Origin of the sequence: Paenarthrobacter sp. NPDC089675, from assembly GCF_044749185.1 — a bacterium.
Classification (GTDB): domain Bacteria; phylum Actinomycetota; class Actinomycetes; order Actinomycetales; family Micrococcaceae; genus Arthrobacter.
Window position 1 is genome coordinate 172,885 of the sequence record NZ_JBIVHM010000007.1, and the last position, 21,450, is coordinate 194,334.

Genomic DNA, 21,450 nt, shown 5'->3' on the forward strand with positions numbered 1-21,450 from the left:
TGAGCGCCTTGCAGCCCGGCGAAGTAGTAAAGGTCAGGCTCGCCCGTCAACAACTCCGGGCGCCCTTCGCCGGGTCTGCCGCCGACGCGGCCAGGAACCTGCTGGCAGTCCAGGCCCAGGAGTTTCCGTATGCCCGCTGGTCGTTGGCCCAGCGGGCTCCGGACACAAAAGCCGCCGACGTGGAACAGCTGGTAGCCGACGGAACCATCTTGCGGACGCATATCCTCCGGCCCACCTGGCACTTTGTGCACAGGGAAGACCTTGGCTGGTTGATGGCGCTGTCCGCCCAGCGACTGCACCAGGGAAACAAAGGTATGTACCGGCAGACCGGAGTGGACGAGGACTCCGCTGCACGCAGCGGCGCCGTCCTTGCCGGGGCCGTTGCCGGTGGAGCCCACAAGACCCGCGAGGAACTGGCGGTAGTCCTCGAGCAGGCTGGATTCCCGGCCAAAGGCCTTGGGCTTGTCTACCACCTGATGCACGCGGAAATCAGCCGGATCCTGGTCAGCGGAACGCCGGTTCGTTCAGCCGCAGGCGCCCTCAAACAGACCTACGCCCTTTTCGAAGAGCGTGTGCCGGCGCCCGGTCCCCCGACCCTTGATGAAGCCGAACGCGACCACGCATTGGGCCGGCTGGCCTTGCGCTACTTCGGCAGCCGCGGACCGGCCACCGTGAAGGACTGCGCAGCATGGTCGGGACTGACCATGAAGGATGTGAAACGCGGACTGGCCGTTGCCCATGACCTCTCCCCTGGCGCGCTGCACTCCGCGACGATCGATGGCTTGGAGTATTTTCTGGAAGCGGACGCGGCCGGCACCGTGGATCTCCGGGATCCCTCGGCTCCGCGCGTGGACCTCATCCAGTGCTATGACGAGTACGTCATGGGCTATTCGCAGTCCAGGCATTACCTTGGCGGCGTGGCTCCGTACATTCCGGAGAACGGCGGCCCCATGCACGTGGTGCTGCTCGATGGCAGGCTGGCCGGCTCATGGCGCCACACGTTTTCCGGGGGCGCCTGCGAACTCGACGTGCGGATGAATGAGCCAACCACTCCCCCGGTCCGCTCAGCCCTCAACGCGGAGGTCCGACGCTACGGCAGGTTCCTGGGCGTGGAGGCAAGGCTGGCCTGAGGCACAGTGAGTGTCAGCTCGGGCCGAGGCCCCGCTCAGGCGAAGAAGGCCTCACGAAGGCGGGCAGACAACTGCCCGATTTCCGTCAGGAAACCGTCGTGGCCAATGGGTGCCTCGATCACATGCACGGGCACCTCTCCCGGCAGCGCTGCGGCCAGTTCGCGGGATTGGGCAGGGAAATACAAACGGTCCGAGTCCACTGCGGCAATGAAGAACTCCGCGGTTGCCCGGCCAAGGGCCTCCTCCAAGGTGCCGCGACCACGTGTGACATCGTGGCTCATGAGTGCCTCGGTGATGGCGATGTAGCTGTTGGCGTCGAAGCGCCGCACCAATTTGGTGCCTTGGTGGTCGAGGTAGCTCTCCACTTGGTAACGGCCTCGTTCCCCCAGCACCGCGGCGGCAAGCGGAGTCTCCTGATGCTGCGCTTCCCTGCCAAAGCGGAAATCCAGTTCCAGCGCCGAACGGTACGTGATGTGGGCGATCCGCCGGGCCAGGGCCAGTCCTGCCTCGGGTGCGGCACCGTGGTAATAGTCGCCGCCGTTGAAGTTCGGATCCTGCCTGATGGCCAGGGTCTGGGACTGCGCGAAAGCGATCTGCTCCGCCGTGCTGTACGCACCTACCGAAACCACGGCACAGTGCTTGACCCGCTCGGGGAACGTCACGGCCCACTCAAGGGCACGGGCGCCGCCCATGGAACCGCCCAGGACGGCGTGCCAGGCCTGGATACCGAGGGCATCGGCGAGGCGTGATTCTGCCTCCGTGGTGTCACGCAAAGTAACCAGCGGGAACCTCGAGCCCCAAGGCCGGCCATCCGGCGCCGGCGACGATGGCCCGGTGCTGCCGTAGCAGCCACCCACGATGTTGATGGAGATGACAAAGAATCGATCGGTATCGATGGTGGCGCCCGGGCCCACCAGTTGCTCCCACCAGCCCTCTTCCTCGGTTGCACCGCGGGCCACATGGGTGCTGCCCGTCAAAGCGTGTTCAACCAGGACAGCGTTCGAGGCGTCTGCATTCAGCCGCCCCCAGGTCTCGTAGGCCAGCACGACGTCGGGAAGGAACCCGCCCGCTTCGAGTTGGAGCGGGCCTATGTGGGCGTACTTGACGGTTCCGTCTTTTTCTTCCGATGTGGGAAGGGCAGTAGCAGTAATGGTCATTCCTTTGACACCTAACCTCGCGCTTGCCCGCCGCCTTTCATGCGGCAGGCCAGGTCCTCACCCGGGGCACCCCACCGCGGAGGAGGGTTGCCGGCCAGCAAGCCGGGGCTGTCACTGGCACTCATGACCTAATGACTAAGAGTTTAGGAAGAACACAGCTGTTCTGGCGAAGAATGTGACAGCAGTGTGACGGTTTTGGGCTGCTTCGTTCAGAAAGAAGCACCCGCGGGTGCCGCCCGGCGAATAATCGTCAGGGCCGGGCGGCGCCCGCAAGGGCTCGGCAAGGGGACCTGTCAGGCGCCCTTGGCTGCGCGGAAGCCGGCCTCGAGGTCGGCGATGATGTCGTCGATGTGCTCGATTCCCACGGCCAGCCGCACCAGGCCGGGAGTAACTCCCGCCACTGCCTGCTGCTCAACGCTCAATTGGCTGTGCGTCGTGGACGCCGGGTGGATGACCAGCGAACGGACATCGCCGATGTTGGCCACGTGCGAGTGCAGCTCCAAGGCGTCCACGAAACGCTTGCCCGCCTCGACGCCACCCTTGATGTTGAAGGCAACCACGGCGCCGGTGCCGCGGGGACCATACTTCCGTCCGCGGTCGTACCAGGGGCTGGAGGGCAGCCCGGCGTAGGCGACGGATTCGACGTCGTCATGGGCTTCCAGCCATTCCGCCACTTTGGTGGCGTTGGCAACGTGGCGTTCGACGCGCAGGCTCAGGGTCTCCAGGCCCTGGGCGATGAGGAAGGCGTTGAACGGCGAGACTGCCGAACCGAGGTCCCGCAACAGCTGCACGCGCGCCTTGAGGATGTAGGAGAGGTTGGCACCAAGCGCGCCGTCCTTGCCGAGATCCCGGGCGTAGACAAGCCCGTTGTAGCTGGGGTCCGGGGTATTGAAGTTCGGGAAACGCTCCGGGTCCAGGCTGAAATCGAAGTTTCCCGAATCCACGATCACACCGGCAATCGCCGCACCGTGCCCACCCAAGTACTTCGTGGCCGAGTGGACCACGATGTCCGCGCCCCATTCAATGGGCCGGATCAGGTATGGAGTGGAGAGCGTGTTGTCCACGATCAGGGGCACGCCGGCCTGATGCGCCACGTTGGCGATGCCCTCGATGTCCAGAACGTCCTGGCGCGGGTTGGAAACAACTTCGCCGAAGAAAAGTTTGGTGTTCGGCTGGACGGCGTTCCGCCACTGCTCAAGGTTGTCCGGATCCTCCACGAACGTCACGGAGATGCCGAACTTCTTCAGCGTGTGGGCCAGGAGGTTGTAGGTTCCGCCGTACAGGCTGGGGCTGGCCACCACGTGGTCGCCGGCTTCGGCGATGTTGAGGATGGCGAAGGTTTCAGCGGCCTGGCCGGAGCTGAGCAGCAATGCTCCAAGGCCTCCTTCGAGGCTCGCGATGCGCTGCTCGACGGCGTCCTGCGTGGGGTTGCCGATCCGGGTGTAGATGGGGGCAAGCTCGGCCAGGGCAAAGCGGTTCGCTGCGCTCTCGGCACTCGGGAAAACGAACGACGTGGTCTGGTAGATCGGCAGCGACCGCGCTCCGGTAGCGGCGTCCGGCTCCTGGCCGGCGTGGATCTGTCGGGTTTCGAAAGACCATCCCTGGGACATGGCATTCTCCTTCTCGGCTGCGTCAGCGCAGCGCGCATGGTTCGGTGGATTGTGAGTGCTTCGAACTGCGGCCAGTCTAGGAAGCGGCCTGCGTATTGCACAGCTTTATGACGAAGACGGTATTTTTGGGACTTTCGGCGACATCCGCTGGTCCCCCCGTGACCTCGACGGCGACCCCTGGGTAACATCCCACCTCGGTTAGGCTTGACTTAGCTGAGACCCGAATCACAAAGTGCCAAGATGAAGCCATGCGCATGGATCACGTCTCTTACGCTTGTGAAAAAGATGGCCTCTTGGCCACTACCGAACGAATTTCCGCAGCACTGGGAGTGGACGCGGTCCGGGGTGGAGTGCACCCGCGCTTCGGCACCCGGAACATGATCATTCCCCTGGCGGACAACAAATACCTTGAAGTAGTGGAGGTCCTGGACCACCCTGCCTCGGACAAGGCACCCTTCGGCCAGGCAGTCCGGGCACGCTCGGCGGCCGGCGGTGGATGGATGGGCTGGTGCGTCGCCGTTGACGACCTCGCTCCCTTCGAAGAGCGCCTCGGCCGCTCCGCCGTACCCGGCAACCGCAAGTTCCCGGACGGCCGCGAACTCGTGTGGCAGCAAATCGGCATCCTCGGCCTGATCGCAGACCCCCAAGTGCCGTACTTGCTCAAGTGGGAGGGCGACCCCTCACTGCACCCGTCCAAGGTCTACGAGAGCGACGTCAAGATGTCCAGCCTCACCATTGCAGGCTCGGCGGAACGCGTCACTGAATGGCTGGGTGAGCCCGTTGAGAAGCCGCTGGAGGACGTTGCCGTGCAGTGGATGGCTCCCCACGGCACGCCCGGCATCATGTCCGTCACTTTCGAGACCGCCTCCGGAGCTGTCACCATCTGACACACTCCGGATAAACTTCGGCCGCCATCAGCGGGTGCCAATGACGTCACCCAGGGATGGCGGCCGAATACATTTAAGCGGCGATCCCCCAACCGGGTCAGCCGAGGCCGATTGCCTTGCCGAAGAGGCTGAAGCCGACGAACGCCACGATGTCCAGCATTGCATGCGCAATGACCAGCGGCATGACCCGCTTGGTCTTCGTGTAAAGCCAGGCAAAGACCAACCCCATGGCCACGTTGCCAATGAACGGCCCAAAGCCTTGGTACAGGTGGTAGCTGCCCCGCAGTACGGCGCTGACCAGTATTGCCAGTGGTGTGCTCCAGCCGAACTTCCCGAACCGGTCCAGAAGGTAGCCCACCACGATCACTTCCTCCACGATCGCATGGCGCACCGCCGAAAGGACGAGGACAGGGACCGTCCACCAGTATGCGTCCAGTCCGCTCGGAAGGATCGCCGTGGTAATTCCCAACGCCCTGCCCGCCGCATAGAGCCCCAACGAGGGGATGCCGATGAGCGCGGCCAGGCCCACGCCGTGCAGCAGGTCCTTGCCGGGCCGGGCAAAGTTGAAGCCCAGCCGGGCGAAGGGGGAAGCCGATCCCGCGGCAGCGTGTTGTGACAGGAAGTAGAACACCAATGCCACCGGAACCAGGGCAAAGAAGATGTCCAGCAGTTGGTAGGTGAGGTCGAAATACTCGCGGGTGCTTTGGGACCTGTTGAGCGTGGAGGTAGCCTCCGAGAGCGGCGCGCGGGTCAGCTTGTCCAGGAGCTGCACGATCGAGTAGACGGCGGACTGGCCCAGTGAAAGGCCCAGCACGATCAGGACTTCTGCGCGCAGGCGACGGCGGGAGGCTAGGAGCATGTTCCTATCTTGCCTGCAGTTCCTGCCACTTGGCCGGGAACCGCACTCCGGAGCTAGGCTGCAACTCCGGCAGCGGCCACGATGACTTCGGTGCCCTTGGCCTCGAAGGCTGCGCGATCCTCGGGGGTAATCCCGGAATCCGTGATGAGGTGCCGGAAGTCATATCCGGCCATCGCGGCGAAGGAGCGCCTGCCCACTTTGGAGGAGTCCGCAACCACGTAGGACTCCGTGGCGCGTCTGGCCATGACGGTGTTCACCATGGCTTCGCCCTCGTCAGTAATGGTTGGCCCAAGTTCCGGATCCACACCGTTGACTCCGATAAAGGCGATATCCAAGGCCACTTTCTGCATGATGACGTCCGTGTAGGGTCCCACGAGCTCATAGGAACGGGGGTTCAGGATGCCGCCCGTGACCATGATCTTGATGTTCGGACGCACCGCCAACTGGGAGGCAATATTGATGGCGTTGGTGACCACAGTGAGCGTTGGACGGTTGGATGGCGCGTTCAAGTCCTCGCGGGTGGAAAGCAACTGGGCGAGGGCCGTGTTGGTGGTTCCGCCGCTGAGGCCGATCACTGCTCCGGGGCGGATCAGGGCCGACGCGGCCTGGGCGATCTCCTGCTTGGCCTCGGCGTGGTCGTCACGGTTGTAGCGTCCGGGCAGGTCGTAGGCGACCGAACCGGTAGTGGCTCCGCCACGTGTCCGGCTGAGGAGGCGCTGCTTGGCGAGGCTGTCGAGGTCGCGCCGGGCCGTCGCAGGCGACACGCCGAGCCGCGTCACGATGTCCTCGACCTCAACATGGCCGGATTCGGCGAGGAGGTCGAGGATGGCGGTCAGCCGATCGGTGCGGGTCATGACAAGCCTTTCGCGTGGTCCAGCTATTTCGCTTTGGCGAACAGCGTCAGCATACGTGCAGATTCCAGCATCAGGGCGTCCCGGCCGGCCTTGAGGTACTTCCGGGAATCCACCACTGCAGGGTTGGCATCGAGGTACTCACGGACGGCGCGGGTAAAGAACCCGTTCAAATGTGTGGATACGTTGATTTTAGTCATACCTGCGGCAATAGCAGCTACGAGCATCTCGTCTGTGACGCCGGAGGAGCCATGGAGGACCAGGGGTTTTCCCACGGCCGATTTCAGCCTGGTGATCAAGTGCAGGTCCAGCGCGGCACTGCGTTCCGTCATGGCGTGGGAGGAACCAACCGCTACTGCGAGCGCATCGACTCCTGTCGCTTCCACGAAGGCCGTCGCCTCGGCCGGGTCGGTCCGCACCCCCGGAGCGTGCGCCCCGTCCTTGCCGCCCACTTTGCCCAATTCCGCTTCGACGTACACTCCCCTTTCCCGGGCATACCGGGCCACGCGGCGGGTAACTTCCACGTTCCAGTCGTAGGGCAGATGCGCGCCGTCGTACATAACCGAGCCAAACCCAAGGTCCACGGCAGCAAGGGCGAGGTCTTCGGACTCGGCATGGTCCAGGTGGAGGGCCACCGGGACGGCGGCATTCCGCGCTATCGACAGGGCGGCCAGCGCGATCGGTTCTAGACCACCGTGGTACTTGGCGCAATTCTCGGAGATCTGCAGGATCAGTGGCACGCCGGCGGCTTCGGCTCCGGCCACCAGCCCTTCGGCTGTCTCCACATGGATTACGTTGAACGCGCCTTGTCCGGTGCCTTCAGCTGCGGCCCTGTCCATCAGTTCCCGCGTGTTGACGAGGGTCACCGGGTCTCCTTCCAAGTCATGATCAGTTGGTCTTGAAGTTCCGTGTATCGCGGCGAGATCTCGCCGGCGGCGGGCATGAGCACCGCGGCCGCCGACCAGGCAGTGGCTCGCCGGAGGATCTCCCGTGGCTCCGTCACGCCTTCGGCGAGTGCGACGGCGGCAGCTGCCACCCCGGCGTCGCCCGCCCCTGTGGGGTTTCCACTCAGCGGAGCCGGGAGGCGCGCGCTCCAGTAGCCCCCTGGCGCGGCGTGGTCGAAGGCGAGCATGCCGTCGGCGCCGGCGCTGACGAGGACGGTCCGCGTACCGAGTGCGATCAGGGACAACGCTGCGGTTTCCAGGCTTCGCTCTCCGGTGGCTTCGATGAGTTCGTGATGATTTGGTTTGAGGACATCTGCACCCGCCCGGGCTGCGGCGATGATCGCCGGACCGGAGGTGTCGACGACTGCCGGGATGCCGGCGTCGTGCGCTGTTCGCACCAGCGACGGGTAGAAGTCCTCCGGCGCGCCGGGAGGCAAGCTGCCTGAACCAACCAGCACCGAGGCAGGAGCGCGCCCGTCACCGCCATGAACGGCGTCCACGACGGCGGCAGCCAGCGAACGCCACTCGTCAGGGAGGAGGGCCTGGCCTTCCTCGTTGAAGATGGAGGTTTCGCCTGCGACCGTGTCCACAAGGGCGATGCTCCGGCGGGTTTCGGCTGCGACGGAAACCAATTGGTGGGGCACGCCGCTGGTCCACAGTTCGGCGGCCAACGTCTGGCCTGCGGCGCCTCCGGTCGGAGCGATGGCGAGCACGGGATTGCCGGTCTGGTGCGCGACGCGCGCGACGTTGATCCCCTTGCCACCGGCACGGCTCAGCGGTGTGGGAACACGGTGGCTGGCCCCTTCGGTAATGCCGTGGACGGTGTACGTCATGTCGATGGCAGGGTTGGGGGTGACGGTGACGATCCGGTTCATGCGGCGTCCCCCACCCTTGAACGGTCCAGGAGTCGGCGCGCATTAAGCGCCGCGCCCAGCAGTCCGGCGTCTTGGCCCAGCTGCGCCTTGACCAAGTGAGGCCGCCTCTGGAAGTCCAGGGTGTGGTCTACGCGCTCGCGAAGCGGCCCAAGGAGGGCCTCGCCTGCCTCGGCCAGCCCGCCACCAATCACCACGGCTTCGGTGCCCATGATGTTGACGCACTGGCAGATCGTGAAGGCCAGGGCATCCACGGCATCCTGCCAGGTCCGGGCCGCGAGCGGTTCCCCTGATTGCGCACGGGCCAGGACTTCCCGGGCGCCATCCGCAGGGTTGGTGGAACTGGCGTTGTACCGTCTGGTGATGGCGCCGGCTGAACCGACTGCTTCGAGGATCGTGGAGCCTGCCCGCCCATCCGGATCGGGAACCTGCGCATGGCCGAGCTCCCCGGCGAAGCCGCCGGCGGTCACAGCTTTCCCACCGGAGAAGACCGCCGCGGCGATCCCGGTGCCCACCACCATGACCACTACTTCGTTGAAGTCCTTGGAAGCACCGAAGCGGTGCTCCACTGCGGCTGCGGAGCGGACGTCGTGGTCGAAGGCGACCGGGACGCCGAATCGTTTTGCGGCTTCGACGGCGAAGGGAAAGTCCCGCCAGCCCAGGTTGCTCGAGTAGATGCCGACGCCATTGACCGGATCGACGATACCGGGGACGACCAGCCCGGCAGCTTTGGCTGGAATGCCGGGAAATTCGTGGGCCAATTCCCGGGCCAGCCCTGTCAGCTTGTCCAGGACGGCGTCTCCGGGACGGGCCGGGTCCAGCGGCGTTGGTACGCGGCGCATGCCCAGGACGTGTCCGCCCGCATCCACCAGCCCGGCTTTGATGTCGGTCCCGCCAACATCGAAGGCCAGCACAGCTGACGGGGCGGTTCCAAGCACCATGGCCGGGCCTAGGCGGACGCGTCGAGAATGACGGAGCGGGTCAGGTTGCGAGGCAGGTCTGGATTGAGTCCGCGGACGCGCGCACGCTCCAAGGTGACTTTGTGAACCCGGGCAAGTTCCGCCAGCGGGTGCTTGTCGGTATGGATGTAGAGGGCTCCGGTAACTGCCATGTCATTGTCCAGCCCTTCCGGCTGGTCGCCGAAGAGCCACGTGACGCGGCCGGGAGCAGCAATGGAGATGGGGCCGTGGCGGTACTCCATGGCGGGGTAGGACTCGGTCCAGCCTTGGACTGCCTCGCGCATCTTCAGGCCGGCCTCGTGGGCCAGCCCCACTGTCCAGCCGGTCCCGAGGAAGGTGAACTGTTCGGCGTCGAGGAGTTCCCGGGAAACAGGGGCAGTGACGGCGGTGCGGGCGTCCTCTACCGCGGTGCCCAACTCCACGCCGAGGCTGCTCAAAAGGTACACCAGCGCCGTGGTTGCGAACCGCGTTTGGACCACCGAACGCTCATCCGCGTAGGGCAGTCCGATGACGGCATCCGCAAGGCCGACAATCGGTGACTCCGTATCACCAATGATGGCCACGGTGGGAACCACGCCCTTCAGTGCTTCGAGGACCTCGAGTACCTCGGTGGTGGTGCCGGAGCGCGTGATGGCCACTACGGCGTCGTAATGGCGCGCGGAGCTGTTGTGGTTCAGGAACGCCTCGGACGCCGCAAAGGCATCGGTGACGCCTTTGCCTGCGGACTCGCGCGCGGCGGCGTAGCTCTGGGCCATGAACCAGGAGGTTCCACAGCCAATGACGGCGATTCGTTGCCCGTCGGCGGGAAGCAGGTTTTCCGAGCTGGACTGATCGATGGCGCGCCGCCAGACCTCGGGCTGGGAGACCAGCTCTTCCTCCATGAAGGCACCCAGTACGTTGTGGCTCATCTGTGTTCAGCTCCTGCTCAGGCAATGACGTTTTTTGATCTATAAAAACACTAAACGATCACTTTCGATCTCACAAGGATCATTCACTGCAGTTCACCGACGCGCTTCGCCCGGAAGCCGCGCAACGTCGATCACGCGGGGTTTGGTGTGACAAGTTGTGCGGTTTAGCAAATATTCCGTTAACTCTTGTCTTCTTCTGTCCGATGCATCAGGCTGGTCGAGTCCGCAAGAACATGATTGTTACTCCGTAAAAGTAGTCAATAAGGAGCAATATGCCCTGCTTGCCCTCCCCTCGACGCATGGTTTCCCTGAGTTTGGCCTGCGTCGTCGCCTTATCCTCGCTCGGCCTCCTGGCCATCCAGCCCGCAACCGCAGCCCCAACCACCCAAACGCCAGGGACAACCATCCTGAAGACCGGACAGCTCAGCGTTGAAGTGTCCACCTCTTTCCCCCAGGTGCTCAGCTACACCGATCCCGCCACCCAGGCTTCCATGGACGGGTCCCGCGCCCGGTTGCACACCATCACCATCAACGGCACCGAATACGAGGCCAACGGCACCTCCACCCCGGTTGGTGACAGCGCAGTCGACTATGTCCTCACCGTGCCGGCCTTTGGCAACACCGTCATCAAAGCGCGCGTGGCCGTGAAGAAGAACGTGGTGTCCTTCAATGTCACGGAAATCAAGGACTCCCCGGACCACCAAGTGCGGACCCTCCAACTCCCCCGGCTCAACCTGGTCTCCGTCAACTCCGCACAGCCCGGCGCCCAGGTATCCACGGCCAACCTGTCGGTGGACCGTGCCGTGAGCGGTGACGAGTTCACGCCGGTCACCGCGGGAACCCCCGTGGACGCGGCAGCCAAGAGTTCGGCCTACGCCGTGGCCAACACTTCCTCCCTGGGTGCCGCTCTGGAGTCCAATGCACTCTACGACACGTCCTCCGGGGCCGGTTCCAAGGACCGTGGGAGGTTTTGGCGGCAGGCTGTTTCGGATGGTGCCGGCGGTGTCTCCATGGGCATCGCCAGCGGCCAGTGGCTCTACCGCGCAGAAGGATCGGACACCACGGAGGAACTGCCGTGGACCCGGGTGGCCATCACCGCCGATGCCAACGCCGACGGTGCCGTTGACTGGCAGGACGCGGCCATTGCCATGCGCTCAATCCAAGTCAGCGCCAACAAGGGCGAACAGACCCCGGACAACGTGGTCACCCACCTTCCCTTCAACTTTGCTTCGCAGGCAACCCACCCGTTCCTTCGCACTTTGGACGACGTAAAGCGGATTTCCCTGGCCACCGACGGGCTGGGCCAAGTTGCCATGCTCAAGGGGTACACCAGCGAAGGGCACGATTCCGCCAACACCGACTACGGCAACAACTTCAACACCCGGGCCGGCGGGCTCGAGGACCTCAACACCCTGGTGAAGGAAGGAAAAGACTGGAACGCGAGCTTCGGCGTCCACATCAATGCCACGGAGATCTACCCCGAGGCCAAATCCTTCAGCGAGGACTTGCTCCGGGCAGACAAGGCCCTCGGTTGGAACTGGCTGGACCAGTCCTACTACATCAACCAGCGCCAGGACATAAACTCCGGAAAGCTCGCGCAGCGCATCAAGGAACTACGCGAAGCCACCGACAAGAACCTCGACTTCGTCTACGTGGACGTCTACTACGAGTACGGCTGGCTCGCCGAACGCCTGCAGCAGGAACTGGTCAAGAACGGATTCCGTGTGGGATCCGAATGGGCGGACCACTTGTCCCGGAACAACACCTGGTCCCACTGGGCCAACGATGAGAAGTACGGCGGCTCCACCAACAAGGGCATCAATTCCCAAATCCTCAGGTTCATCAACAACAGCCAGTCCGACGTCTGGAACCCCGACCCCAAACTAGGCGTCAGCCACATCGTCGAGTTCGAGGGATGGACGGGCCAGAACGACTTCAATGCCTTCAGCGAGAACATCTGGACTTCCAACCTGCCCGCGAAGTTCCTCCAGCACCACCGGATCTCCAAGTGGACCGCGGACCGGATCGATCTCACTGACGGCGTGTCCGTTACCGGCAACACCCCCGAGACCCGGAACATCACTGTTGGCGGCGCTTCCGTGCTGACCGCGGGCGCTTACCTGCTGCCGTGGTCCTCCAAGGACAACAACACCCTGGACAAGCTGTACCACTACAACCCCGCCGGCGGCTCCAGCACGTGGACCCTCACAAAGGACTTCGCCAAGGCCACATCCCTGGAACTGTTCAAGCTCACCGACAACGGCCGCGTCAAAGTGGCGGACGTGCCGGTGGTCAACGGACAGGTTACCGTTACGGCCGACGCCAAGCAGCCCTATGTCCTGGCTGCTGCCAAGAATGCGTTGCCCGCTGCTGCAGCCTTCGGCGCCGGGACCGTCTTCAACGACCCCGGCTTCAACGGCCCGGACCTCACCGTCTGGAAACCTAGCGGCTCCGTCACCCAAGTCCGCGACGACAAGGGCCGCCGCTTCGCCCAATTGGGCGCGTCGCCGTCGTCGATCAGCCAGGAAGTAAGGCTCGACGCCGGAACCCGCTCCGTCAGCGCGTGGGTGGAAATCCAGCCGGGCAAAACGCGGCCAACCACGCTCTCCGTCACGGTTGACGGGAAGACGGAAAAGACCACCATCGATTCGTCCACGGCCGAAAACTTCGTCGCGGGCGATGAAAAGCACGGGACATCCTTCCAACGCGTCCGGGTGCTGGTGGACGTCCCGCGCAACAACACCAAGGCGATAGTCGCGCTCACGGCGGACGACGGCGACGCAACAGTGCGCGTTGACGACTTCCGGGCGGTAGAGACCGCCCGCGTCGCCACAACGGGGGTGCTCAGCGAAGACTTCGAGAACGTGGACCAAGGATGGGGCCCGTTCGTCAAAGGGAACGCCGGCGGGTCAACCGATCCCCGAACCCACATCACCGAGCGCCAGGAACCCTTCACCCAAAAGGGCTGGCACACCAACGTGATCGACGAGGTCCTGGACGGTCAATGGTCACTGATTGCGCACGACGAGAACCGCGCACCCGGCGGCGGACCCGGCATGGTGTACCGGACCACCGAGGCAACCCTGCCGCTCAAGGGCGGCCACAGTTACAGGGTCTCGTTCGACTATCAAAACTCCAAGGCCGGCGAGTACGCGTGGGTCTCAGGGTACGATTCGGCAGCAGGGCCCGCAGTGACCGGCAGCCAGCCGATCGACGCCATGACTTCGACGGCTCGGTTTGAACAAGTCTTCGATACCGGCTTCTGCGGCGACTACTTCGTGGGGCTCCAACGGACCGGCAGCGCCAACGGATCGGACTTCACCCTGGACAACCTGCTGGTGGAAGACCTCGGCGCTTCAGAATCCGTCCCGGCATGCGCCCAGCTCGCCGCGTCCTTGCAAGGCGACGTGGTCCAGCAGGGCCATGCACAGGACTTCGTGACGACGTTCGTGTCCGACGAACCCGCCACGATCAAGGAACTCTGGGTTGCCCTGGAACTGCCGGAAGGATGGATGGCGGTCCCGGCCACCCCGGCAACAGCGGCAAGCCTCCCGGCCGGTGGACGCCTCTCCACCACTTGGAAAGTCACGGCGCCGGCGTCGGCGGACGGGGTCTACCCCATCAAGGCGACAGCTTCCTACTCAACCACCGCGGAGCCATCCGGGGCCCGCACCATCAGCACCACTGCCTCGGTAAGGACGCTTCCCAAACCGCCGCAGGCCACCGTCTACGCCAGCGACCACCCGTGGATCAGTGCCAGCAACGGATGGGGACCCGTTGAGAAAGACATGTCCAATGGTGAGCAGGGCGCCGGTGATGGCAAACCCTTGACCCTGAACGGCACCGTGTACGCCAAGGGACTCGGCGCCCACGCCAACAGCACCATCCGCTACTTCCTCGGAGGACGCTGCACTGCGTTTACCGCCACCGTGGGCATCGACGACGCCCAGGCTACACGGGGAAGCGTCAAGTTCTCCGTGGTTGCGGACGGAGCCGCCAAGATCACCACTCCGATCCTCGGCCCCACAAGCGCTCCCCTGCCGCTGAACGTGGACATCTCCGGGGCGCAATACGTGGAACTCGTGGCGAACGATTCCGGTGACGGCAACGGCAACGACCACGCCGACTGGGCTGACGCGAGCTTTACCTGCTCCTAGAACCAACGCGGGGTCACATCTAGCCCATCCCGAGGCGCCTCATGGGCCGTAGGTGACTCCGCGTTGCAACGTGACTAAAAAGCCCGGCGTCCCGCCCGCCACACCGAGTGTGTCAGCGGGATGCCGGGACGGTACGCCAAGTGCGTGGCCGACGGAGCCTTGAGCATGTGCAGATCGGCGCGATGGCCGACGGCGAGCGAGCCGACCGCCCGTTCGCCGTCGACGTCGTTCCCGGACTCCCGTCCCAAGGCGAGGGCGCCGCCGTACGTCGCCGCTCGTACCGCCTCGTGGACACTCAGGTGCATCTGGAGGACCGCGGTCGTCACGCAAAAGGCCATGGAACTTGTGTACGAGGTACCGGGGTTGCAGTTGGCTGCCAGCGCGATCTGGACACCGGCGTCGAGCAGTTCGCGACCCGGTGCCAGTGGCTGCCGCGTCGAAAGGTCACAGGCCGGAAGGCACGTAGCCACGGTTCCCCTGGTTCCGGTGCCAGCCTTGGCATCCCACCCCGACCACGTCGCCGCGAGAGCCTTGACGTCGGCCTCGGAAAGATAGTTCACGTGGTCCACGCTGGCAGCCCCGAACTCAACGGCGAGCGCCACACCAGGGCCCTCGCCCAGCTGGTTGCCGTGCACACGGAGCCCCAGACCGGCATTCCGGGCAGCCTCAAGGACCCGGCGCGACTGGTCCTCGGTGAAAGCGCCGCGCTCGCAAAAGACGTCCGCCCAGCGGACGTATGGCCTCACTGCGTCGAGCATTTCACCGCAGACCAGTGCGGTGTACTCCTCCGGATCCGAACCGGCGGGGACAAGGTGGGCACCCAGGTAGGTGACCTCATCCACCAGGCCAGCCGCGATCCGGGCACTGCGGGCCTCGTTCTGCACGTCCAAGCCATAGCCTGTCTTGCTCTCCAGGTACGTGGTGCCCTGGGAGACGGCTTCTTCAACCCGCCCCCGGACCAGCGAGGCGAGCTCGTCGTCGCCCACACTGCGCGTGGCGTTGGTTGTTACCCCGATTCCACCGGCACTGTAGCTCTCCCCGGCCATGCGGGCCTCGAACTCAGCCGTTCGGTCCCCGGCAAAAACCAGGTGCGAATGCGAATCAACCCACCCCGGCAGGACGGCGCGGCCCTCGGCGTCGACCTTTTCGTCAGCGGCGGGGGCATCCTTGCTGGCGCCGATCCAAGCGATGCGCTCGCCTTCGAACACGATCGCTGCGTCCTTCAGGACCCTGTGCTCCAGGTCCTGGGTCATCAGCTCGCCGATATTGGTGATGAGTGTGGTTCCGGTCATGTCCCTATTGTTCAGCGCCGGATGGACCAACGGACCGCTGCCAGCTGCTCAGCTGTCCGGGATACCGGACTGTCGGCTTCTACAGTCCCCAGGATCAGTCCCGCGGCGAGCTCGGCGATCGCGGAACTCGTCTGGAAGCCGTAGCCGCCTTGTCCGGCCAGCCAGAAAAAGCCAGGCGCTTCGGCGTCGAAACCCACAACAGGCACGCCGTCGGCAGCCTCGGTGCGGAGACCGGTCCAGGAACGGTCCACCGAGTGGATGCCCAGCGTGGTCACGGAGTTGAGGTTGCTGATGAGCTTGTCGACGTCGCCTGCGTAAGGCTTGGCGTCCTCGGCCCCGCTGGGTACATGCTCCGACGGCGAGATGAGGACCTGGCTGCCCTCGGGCCGGAAATAGAACGAATCGTCGGCAGCGCACACCATTGGCGTCTCCGGCGCCAGCGGGTTATCCACATTGACTATCGCCGCCGTGCGGCGGTACGGCTGTAGTCCCAGCTTTTCCACACCGCTGATGACAGCCAGTTCATCGGCCCAGGCGCCGGCCGCGTTAACCACGACGCCGGCCTGGAAACCCTCCGTGCCGGCTCCCACCTCCCAGCCGCTCCCGATGCGCTGCGCGGAGTGGACCCTGGCGCCGGTGATGATGTCGGCACCGGCAGCTTCAGCCCGTTTGCGGTGGTCTTCCAACAACAACGGTGCGTTGCATCCGTAGGAACCGCTGTCCAGGCCGGCAGCCGTGAAGGAGTCCGGCTTGAGTGCAGGACAGAGTGCGAGGGCCTCGGCATGCGTGATGGTGCGCATGTTTCCACTGGCTTCTGCTTTGACGCCCTCCTCGTCGCCCACCAGCATGAAGCTGCGTGGGGTCAACACCGGTTCGGGGAGGTTCTCGTCCCGAGACCTCATCAGCTCCAAGGTACGAAGGGTGAGTTCCTGCACTACCGGCGGACCGTAGCTGGGGATCAGTTGGCGGGCGGAACGGGAGGACGTGTGGAAGGCCAGTGATTGCTCCGCTTCCACCAGCGCCACGCTGCAATTTCCTGCAAGCGCCGAAGCCAAGGAGAGCCCCGCGATCCCGCCGCCCACGATTACCACGTCATAATTCGAAGCCATGGCTCCATCCTCCCAGATGCTCTCTCACATCCCACCCCTTCCCTGTGGTTCCTCTCTCACATCCCACCCACAACCCGCGGGTTCCTCTCTCAGTTTCCCGGGGAGGGTGAGAGAGGAACGCGCGAAAAGGGACGGGAAGTGAGAGAGGGACCGGAATCAGGCGACGGCGGCGCGGCTCTTGACGAACGCCTGGACGCACGCTTCGACGTCGTCCGCGCTGTGGGCGGCCGAGAGCTGTACGCGGATGCGCGCGGCACCCTTGGGCACCACGGGGTAGCTGAACGCCGTCACGAAGACGCCATGGGAGAGCATCTCGTCGGCAACCTTCGCAGCAACCACGGCGTCACCGAACATCACCGGAATGATGGCATGTTCGCCGTCGAGCAGCTCGAAACCTTCTTCGCTCATCCGGCGACGGAACAGAGCGGCGTTCTCGAACAGGCGGGTGCGCAGTTCGCCGGACCCCTGCACCAGTTCCAGCGCCTTGATGGTGGCCGCAACAATGGCCGGTGCGAGCGAGTTGGAGAACAGGTACGGGCGGGCCTTCTGGCGCAACATCGCGACGATCTCGCCGCGGCCCGACACGTAGCCACCGGAAGCGCCGCCGAGGGCCTTGCCGAACGTGCCGGTGTAGATGTCGACGCGGTCGGAGACTCCGGCGTGCTCAGGGGTGCCGGCGCCGGTGGGACCCATGAAGCCCACGGCGTGGGAGTCGTCCACCATGACCAGGGCGTCGTGCTTCTCGGCAAGGTCGCAGATCGCTTCCAGGGGTGCCAGGTAACCGTCCATCGAGAAGACGCCGTCGGTGACGATGATCTTGCGCCGCGAACCGGCAGCCTCAACGAGCTTGGCTTCGAGATCGGCCATGTCCTGGTTGGCGTAGCGGAAACGCTTTGCCTTGCTCAGTCGGATGCCGTCGATGATCGAGGCGTGGTTGAGCGAGTCCGAAATGATGGCATCGTCCGGGCCAAAGAGGGACTCGAACACCCCGCCGTTGGCGTCAAAGCAGCTGGAGAAGAGGATGGTGTCCTCAGTGCCAAGGAAGGCAGAAACACGGGCTTCGAGTTCCAGGTGGAGGTCCTGGGTGCCGCAGATGAAGCGGACGGAAGCCATGCCGAAGCCACGTTCGTCCATGGCGGACTTCGCGGCGGCGATGATGTCCGGGTGGTCGGCCAGGCCGAGGTAGTTGTTGGCGCAGAAGTTCAGGACCTTGTTGGCCGGCTGGCCGAGCTGGCCTGCGGCGATGTGGCTTGCCTGCGGGGAATCGATGTGGCGTTCGGTCTTGAAGAGTCCGGCGCTGCGGATCTCATCGAGTTCGCCCTGGAGTTGGTCTTTGATGGCTGAGTACATTGAATCGCTCCTGAGGTTCCTAGAGTTCAGTCCAGTCAAGGACCACTTTGCCGCCCACGCCGTTGCGGGCGATCTCGAAGCCCTTCTCCCACTCGGTGGCGGGCAGCTTGTCGGTGACGACGGCGGAGATGTTGCGGTGCAGCACGGGGTTCGAAGAAAGCATGGCGCTCATGGCGTACCAGGTTTCGAACATCTCACGACCGTAAATGCCCTTGAGCGTGAGCATGTGCGTGACTACTTTGCCCCAGTCGATGTCGATGGACTGGCTGGGCAGGCCGAGCATGGCGATGCGGCCACCATGGTTCATGTTCTCGATCATCTCAGGCAGTGCCGTGGGGTGTCCCGACATTTCCAACCCGATATCGAAGCCTTCGCGCATGCCCAGTTCCTGCTGCGCCTCACGCACGCGCATCTTGGATACGTCGACGGCGAGGTCCACGCCCATCTGCTTGGCCAGCTCCAGGCGGGGTGCGGAAACATCGGTAATGGCGATCTTGCGGGCACCGGCGTGGCGGGCGACGGCGATGGCCATGAGTCCAATGGGCCCGGCACCGGTGATGAGCACGTCCTCGCCCACGAGCGGGAAGCTCAGGGCAGTGTGGACGGCGTTGCCGAACGGATCGAAAATGGCGCCGAGTTCGGGCGTAACGGATTCGTCGTGGTGGACCCAGACATTGGTCTCGGGGATGACGACGTATTCCGCGAACGCACCATCGCGCTGCACGCCGACCGAGACCGTGTGGATACACATCTGGCGGCGACCGGCACGGCAGTTGCGGCAGATCCCGCAGACCACGTGGCCTTCACCGGAAACGCGGTCCCCCACCTTGACGTCGCGTACGTCCTCGCCGATTTCCACTACTTCGCCGTAGAACTCGTGACCGGCGATGAGCGGGGTTTCGATGATGCTCTGGGCCCAGGCATCCCAACTCTGGATATGGAGGTCGGTGCCGCAGATGCCCGTGGTCATCACACGAATCTTGACGTCCGACGGACCGGCTTCCGGCTCGGGACGGTCAACGAGTTCGAACCCTGCGTGGGGTCCGGATTTGTAGAGAGCCTTCATGGAATTCCTCACTGGCTTGATGCTGCTTCGCTGCTGCTGACTTCCATTGAAAGCCCGTCAATGATTTAGCACAACTAGATTCTTCTCAATCAACGATTTAGGATTTGCTAATGGAAATCCATCAGTTGCAGATGCTGCGGGAACTTGGCGACCTCGGCAGCGTCAAAGCCGTCGCGGAGACCCTCATGGTCACCCCCTCGGCCGTTTCCCAGCAGCTTGCCCTGCTGCAGAAATCCGTGGACGTTCCGTTGACGCGCAAAGAGGGCCGCGCCCTGGTGCTGACCGACGCCGGCCGCGTGCTTGCCGAGGCGGGTGCCGCCGTCGTCAATGCCATGGCGGATGCGCGGGCAGCGATCGGCGCCTATCACGACGCGCCCGACGCGCCGGTCAGCGTCAGTGCCTTCCACAGCGCGGGCCAAGCCTTGTTCGCACCTTTGGCGGCGCTGCTGGCATCCGGAAAAGCGTCCGACGGCGGCAAGGCACCGGGACTTCGCCTCTCCGACGAGGACGTAGCCCAGGAGGATTTCCCCGGGTTGGTGGCGCGCTACGACCTTGTCCTGGCGCATCGGATGGACAACAGCCCGCCCTGGCCCGAAGACAAAGTGGCAGTGATACCCCTGGCCGACGAGCCCCTGGACATCGCACTGCCCGCGGCGCACCCCTTGGCGTCCCACAGCGAACTGGAGCCGAACGACGTCGTGGATGAACCCTGGGTGACCAGCCGCGATGGCTACTCCCCCGCGGACGTCCTGGCCGCCGTCGTCGCCGTCAGCGGGCGCCCGGCGGAAGTGTTGCACCGCATCAACGACTATTCAACGGTGGCGGCGTTGGTTTCGGCCGGCGGCGCGATCGGCCTGCTGCCGCGTTTTACGGCACGGCGCGTGCTGGACGCCGGGGTGGTGCTGCGGCCGTTGGCGGGCGTGAACTCCGTGCGCAAGATCGACATCCTGGCCAGGCCCGAGACCTTGAAACGGAAATCGGTCATGACGGTTTGCGAGTCACTTCAAACCGTCATGACCGGGCTCACCTCACCCAACTGAGAGACAGCACATGCTCTCATGAGGGTTCAGTGGAGCGTTATCTGTCCCCCGGTTGGGTACTAGTCGCGGACCAGGGCGGGCTGTCCGGCGTCGAAGTACTCCACCAGGTCCGCGGGCAGTTCGGGGACCTCGCGGGCAGAGCCGTCGCCCCGAAGTGATTCAGCGGCGAGGATGCCCGCGGCCACGGCCTGGCGGGCCGCGATGGGACTGGTCCGGGTAGCGCCACCCTGGGACGCGAAGCGGAGGAACTCCTCGATCAGCCGTGGATCCGCACCGCCGTGGCCGCCTTCCCCGTCCTCGATGGTGATGACCTGGTCCGGTTCACCCCGGCCCGAGGTCCGCGACGTCCAGACGTTGATGGTCTCCCCCGGTCCGTCTCCGAAGTTCTCGATCCGGCCCTTGGTGCCGATGATGGCGTAGTTCCGCCAGTAGTCGGGCGTGAAGTGGCATTGCTGGTAGGACGCCAGCACCCCGTTGTCCAAGACCATGTTCATCATGGAAATGTCCTCGACGTCGATTTCCTCCGCCAGGTCCTTCTGCTCCGTCGGCGGCCAGTTGTCCAGGGAGAACCAGTCCCCCATGCGCTTGCCGTCGTTGTTGCCGCGGTTCTTCACGTCGCCGTAGACCGCCAGATCTCCGACGGCGGCCACCCGCTTGGTATAGCCGCCGGCCAGCCAGTGGATCACGTCGATGTCGTGCGCGCCTTTTTGGAGCAGCAGGGACGTGACGTTGGCCCGCTGCGCATGCCAATCCTTGAAGTAGAAGTCACCCCCGTGACCGACGAAGTGTCGGCACCAGACTGCCTTGACCTCCCCGATGGTTCCTTCCTCGATAAGCCGGCGCATCTGGACCACCACCGGCATGTGGCGCATGTTGTGGCCAACGTACAGCCGGGTCCCGGTTTGATAGGCGGTCTTCAGGATCGAGTCGGCGGCGTCCAGCGTGATGTCCAACGGCTTCTCGCAGAACGTGGGGATGCCTGCTTTGAGCGTACGGACCGCGACGGCGGCGTGCTGGTTGTCCGGGGTCAGCACCAACACTGCGTCCAGGCCGCCGGCCAGCAACTCCTCAAGATCGTCCGTAATCCGGGCGGAAGGAATGCGCTCGGCGGCATCGGCGCGTCCACGCTCGCTGAGGTCGCAAACAATCGTGACCGCAGACCCCTCGCCCGGCTTGTGGGCGTGCTTCCACAACCCCGAACGCAGGCCGAAACCCACGATGCCGACCTTTAAATCCTTTTCCATGGTGTGCACATTCCT

General features: G+C 64.5%; 17 protein-coding genes and 1 riboswitch. Of the genes, 4 read left to right on the top strand and 13 right to left on the bottom strand.

Going from position 1 to position 21,450, the window contains the following annotated elements; all coding sequences use genetic code 11:
* The first annotated feature begins 8 nt into the window (after nucleotides 1–8).
* A complete protein-coding gene (locus tag ACIPY2_RS16035) occupies nucleotides 9–1,130 on the top strand; it encodes a winged helix DNA-binding domain-containing protein (RefSeq protein WP_400267444.1) in 1,122 nt (373 codons plus the stop codon).
* Between the two features lie 35 nt (nucleotides 1,131–1,165).
* On the opposite strand, the gene ACIPY2_RS16040 is transcribed toward ACIPY2_RS16035, so the two are convergent.
* Together ACIPY2_RS16040 and ACIPY2_RS16045 are read right to left on the bottom strand one after the other, a co-directional pair.
* A complete protein-coding gene (locus tag ACIPY2_RS16040) occupies nucleotides 1,166–2,287 on the bottom strand; it encodes a homoserine O-acetyltransferase (RefSeq protein WP_400267376.1) in 1,122 nt (373 codons plus the stop codon).
* A gap of 14 nt (nucleotides 2,288–2,301) precedes the next feature.
* Nucleotides 2,302–2,416: riboswitch (SAM riboswitch) on the bottom strand.
* A 164-nt stretch (nucleotides 2,417–2,580) separates the two neighbouring features.
* A complete protein-coding gene (locus tag ACIPY2_RS16045; protein WP_400267445.1) occupies nucleotides 2,581–3,972 on the bottom strand; it encodes a bifunctional o-acetylhomoserine/o-acetylserine sulfhydrylase in 1,392 nt (463 codons plus the stop codon).
* 173 nt (nucleotides 3,973–4,145) lie between these two features.
* On the opposite strand from ACIPY2_RS16045, the gene ACIPY2_RS16050 reads away from it, so the two are divergent.
* Nucleotides 4,146–4,784: a VOC family protein gene (locus ACIPY2_RS16050; RefSeq protein ID WP_400267377.1), complete on the top strand. Its 639-nt coding sequence runs from the start codon at nucleotides 4,146–4,148 to the stop codon at nucleotides 4,782–4,784.
* Nucleotides 4,785–4,881: 97 nt separating this feature from the next.
* On the opposite strand, the gene ACIPY2_RS16055 is transcribed toward ACIPY2_RS16050, so the two are convergent.
* From ACIPY2_RS16055 to ACIPY2_RS16080, 6 genes are read right to left on the bottom strand one after another with little or no spacing between them, the layout of a single operon-like run.
* The gene (locus ACIPY2_RS16055; protein WP_400267378.1) at nucleotides 4,882–5,643 is read right to left on the bottom strand and encodes a CPBP family intramembrane glutamic endopeptidase; all 762 of its coding nucleotides are present in this window, start codon (nucleotides 5,641–5,643) and stop codon (nucleotides 4,882–4,884) included.
* A gap of 53 nt (nucleotides 5,644–5,696) precedes the next feature.
* Nucleotides 5,697–6,497, bottom strand: coding sequence for a DeoR/GlpR family DNA-binding transcription regulator (locus ACIPY2_RS16060; protein ID WP_400267379.1), 801 nt, complete (start codon nucleotides 6,495–6,497; stop codon nucleotides 5,697–5,699).
* A gap of 23 nt (nucleotides 6,498–6,520) precedes the next feature.
* Complete coding sequence (locus ACIPY2_RS16065) at nucleotides 6,521–7,360, bottom strand: class II fructose-bisphosphate aldolase (protein ID WP_400267380.1); 840 nt, start codon at nucleotides 7,358–7,360, stop codon at nucleotides 6,521–6,523.
* Nucleotides 7,357–8,313, bottom strand: coding sequence for a 1-phosphofructokinase family hexose kinase (locus tag ACIPY2_RS16070; RefSeq protein ID WP_400267381.1), 957 nt, complete (start codon nucleotides 8,311–8,313; stop codon nucleotides 7,357–7,359). Before ACIPY2_RS16070 ends, ACIPY2_RS16065 begins: the two co-directional genes overlap by 4 nt.
* Nucleotides 8,310–9,251 (bottom strand): ROK family protein, encoded by a 942-nt coding sequence (locus ACIPY2_RS16075; RefSeq protein WP_400267382.1) that lies wholly within the window; start codon nucleotides 9,249–9,251, stop codon nucleotides 8,310–8,312. The genes ACIPY2_RS16070 and ACIPY2_RS16075 overlap by 4 nt, the downstream gene beginning before the upstream one ends.
* 8 nt (nucleotides 9,252–9,259) lie before the next feature.
* Nucleotides 9,260–10,177 carry an SIS domain-containing protein gene (locus ACIPY2_RS16080; protein WP_400267383.1) on the bottom strand — a complete coding sequence of 306 codons (918 nt, stop codon included), beginning with the start codon at nucleotides 10,175–10,177 and terminating at the stop codon, nucleotides 9,260–9,262.
* Nucleotides 10,178–10,476: 299 nt separating this feature from the next.
* Between ACIPY2_RS16080 and ACIPY2_RS16085 the strand changes: the two genes are divergently transcribed.
* A complete protein-coding gene (locus ACIPY2_RS16085; protein ID WP_400267384.1) occupies nucleotides 10,477–14,334 on the top strand; it encodes an endo-alpha-N-acetylgalactosaminidase family protein in 3,858 nt (1,285 codons plus the stop codon).
* 74 nt (nucleotides 14,335–14,408) lie between these two features.
* On the opposite strand, the gene hutI is transcribed toward ACIPY2_RS16085, so the two are convergent.
* The 4 genes from hutI to tdh all read right to left on the bottom strand — a co-directional run bounded on the left by hutI (nucleotide 14,409) and on the right by tdh (nucleotide 19,151).
* Complete coding sequence (gene hutI, locus ACIPY2_RS16090; RefSeq protein WP_400267385.1) at nucleotides 14,409–15,626, bottom strand: imidazolonepropionase; 1,218 nt, start codon at nucleotides 15,624–15,626, stop codon at nucleotides 14,409–14,411.
* Between the two features lie 11 nt (nucleotides 15,627–15,637).
* A complete protein-coding gene (locus tag ACIPY2_RS16095; RefSeq protein WP_400267386.1) occupies nucleotides 15,638–16,735 on the bottom strand; it encodes an NAD(P)/FAD-dependent oxidoreductase in 1,098 nt (365 codons plus the stop codon).
* Between the two features lie 156 nt (nucleotides 16,736–16,891).
* Entirely contained in the window at nucleotides 16,892–18,085 is a 1,194-nt protein-coding gene (locus tag ACIPY2_RS16100; RefSeq protein ID WP_400267387.1) for a glycine C-acetyltransferase, read from the bottom strand.
* Between the two features lie 19 nt (nucleotides 18,086–18,104).
* Nucleotides 18,105–19,151: an L-threonine 3-dehydrogenase gene (tdh, locus tag ACIPY2_RS16105; protein WP_400267388.1), complete on the bottom strand. Its 1,047-nt coding sequence runs from the start codon at nucleotides 19,149–19,151 to the stop codon at nucleotides 18,105–18,107.
* A 110-nt stretch (nucleotides 19,152–19,261) separates the two neighbouring features.
* On the opposite strand from tdh, the gene ACIPY2_RS16110 reads away from it, so the two are divergent.
* Nucleotides 19,262–20,191: a LysR family transcriptional regulator gene (locus ACIPY2_RS16110; protein WP_400267389.1), complete on the top strand. Its 930-nt coding sequence runs from the start codon at nucleotides 19,262–19,264 to the stop codon at nucleotides 20,189–20,191.
* Between the two features lie 59 nt (nucleotides 20,192–20,250).
* On the opposite strand, the gene ACIPY2_RS16115 is transcribed toward ACIPY2_RS16110, so the two are convergent.
* Nucleotides 20,251–21,444: a Gfo/Idh/MocA family protein gene (locus ACIPY2_RS16115; protein WP_400267390.1), complete on the bottom strand. Its 1,194-nt coding sequence runs from the start codon at nucleotides 21,442–21,444 to the stop codon at nucleotides 20,251–20,253.
* Nucleotides 21,445–21,450 lie beyond the last annotated feature (6 nt).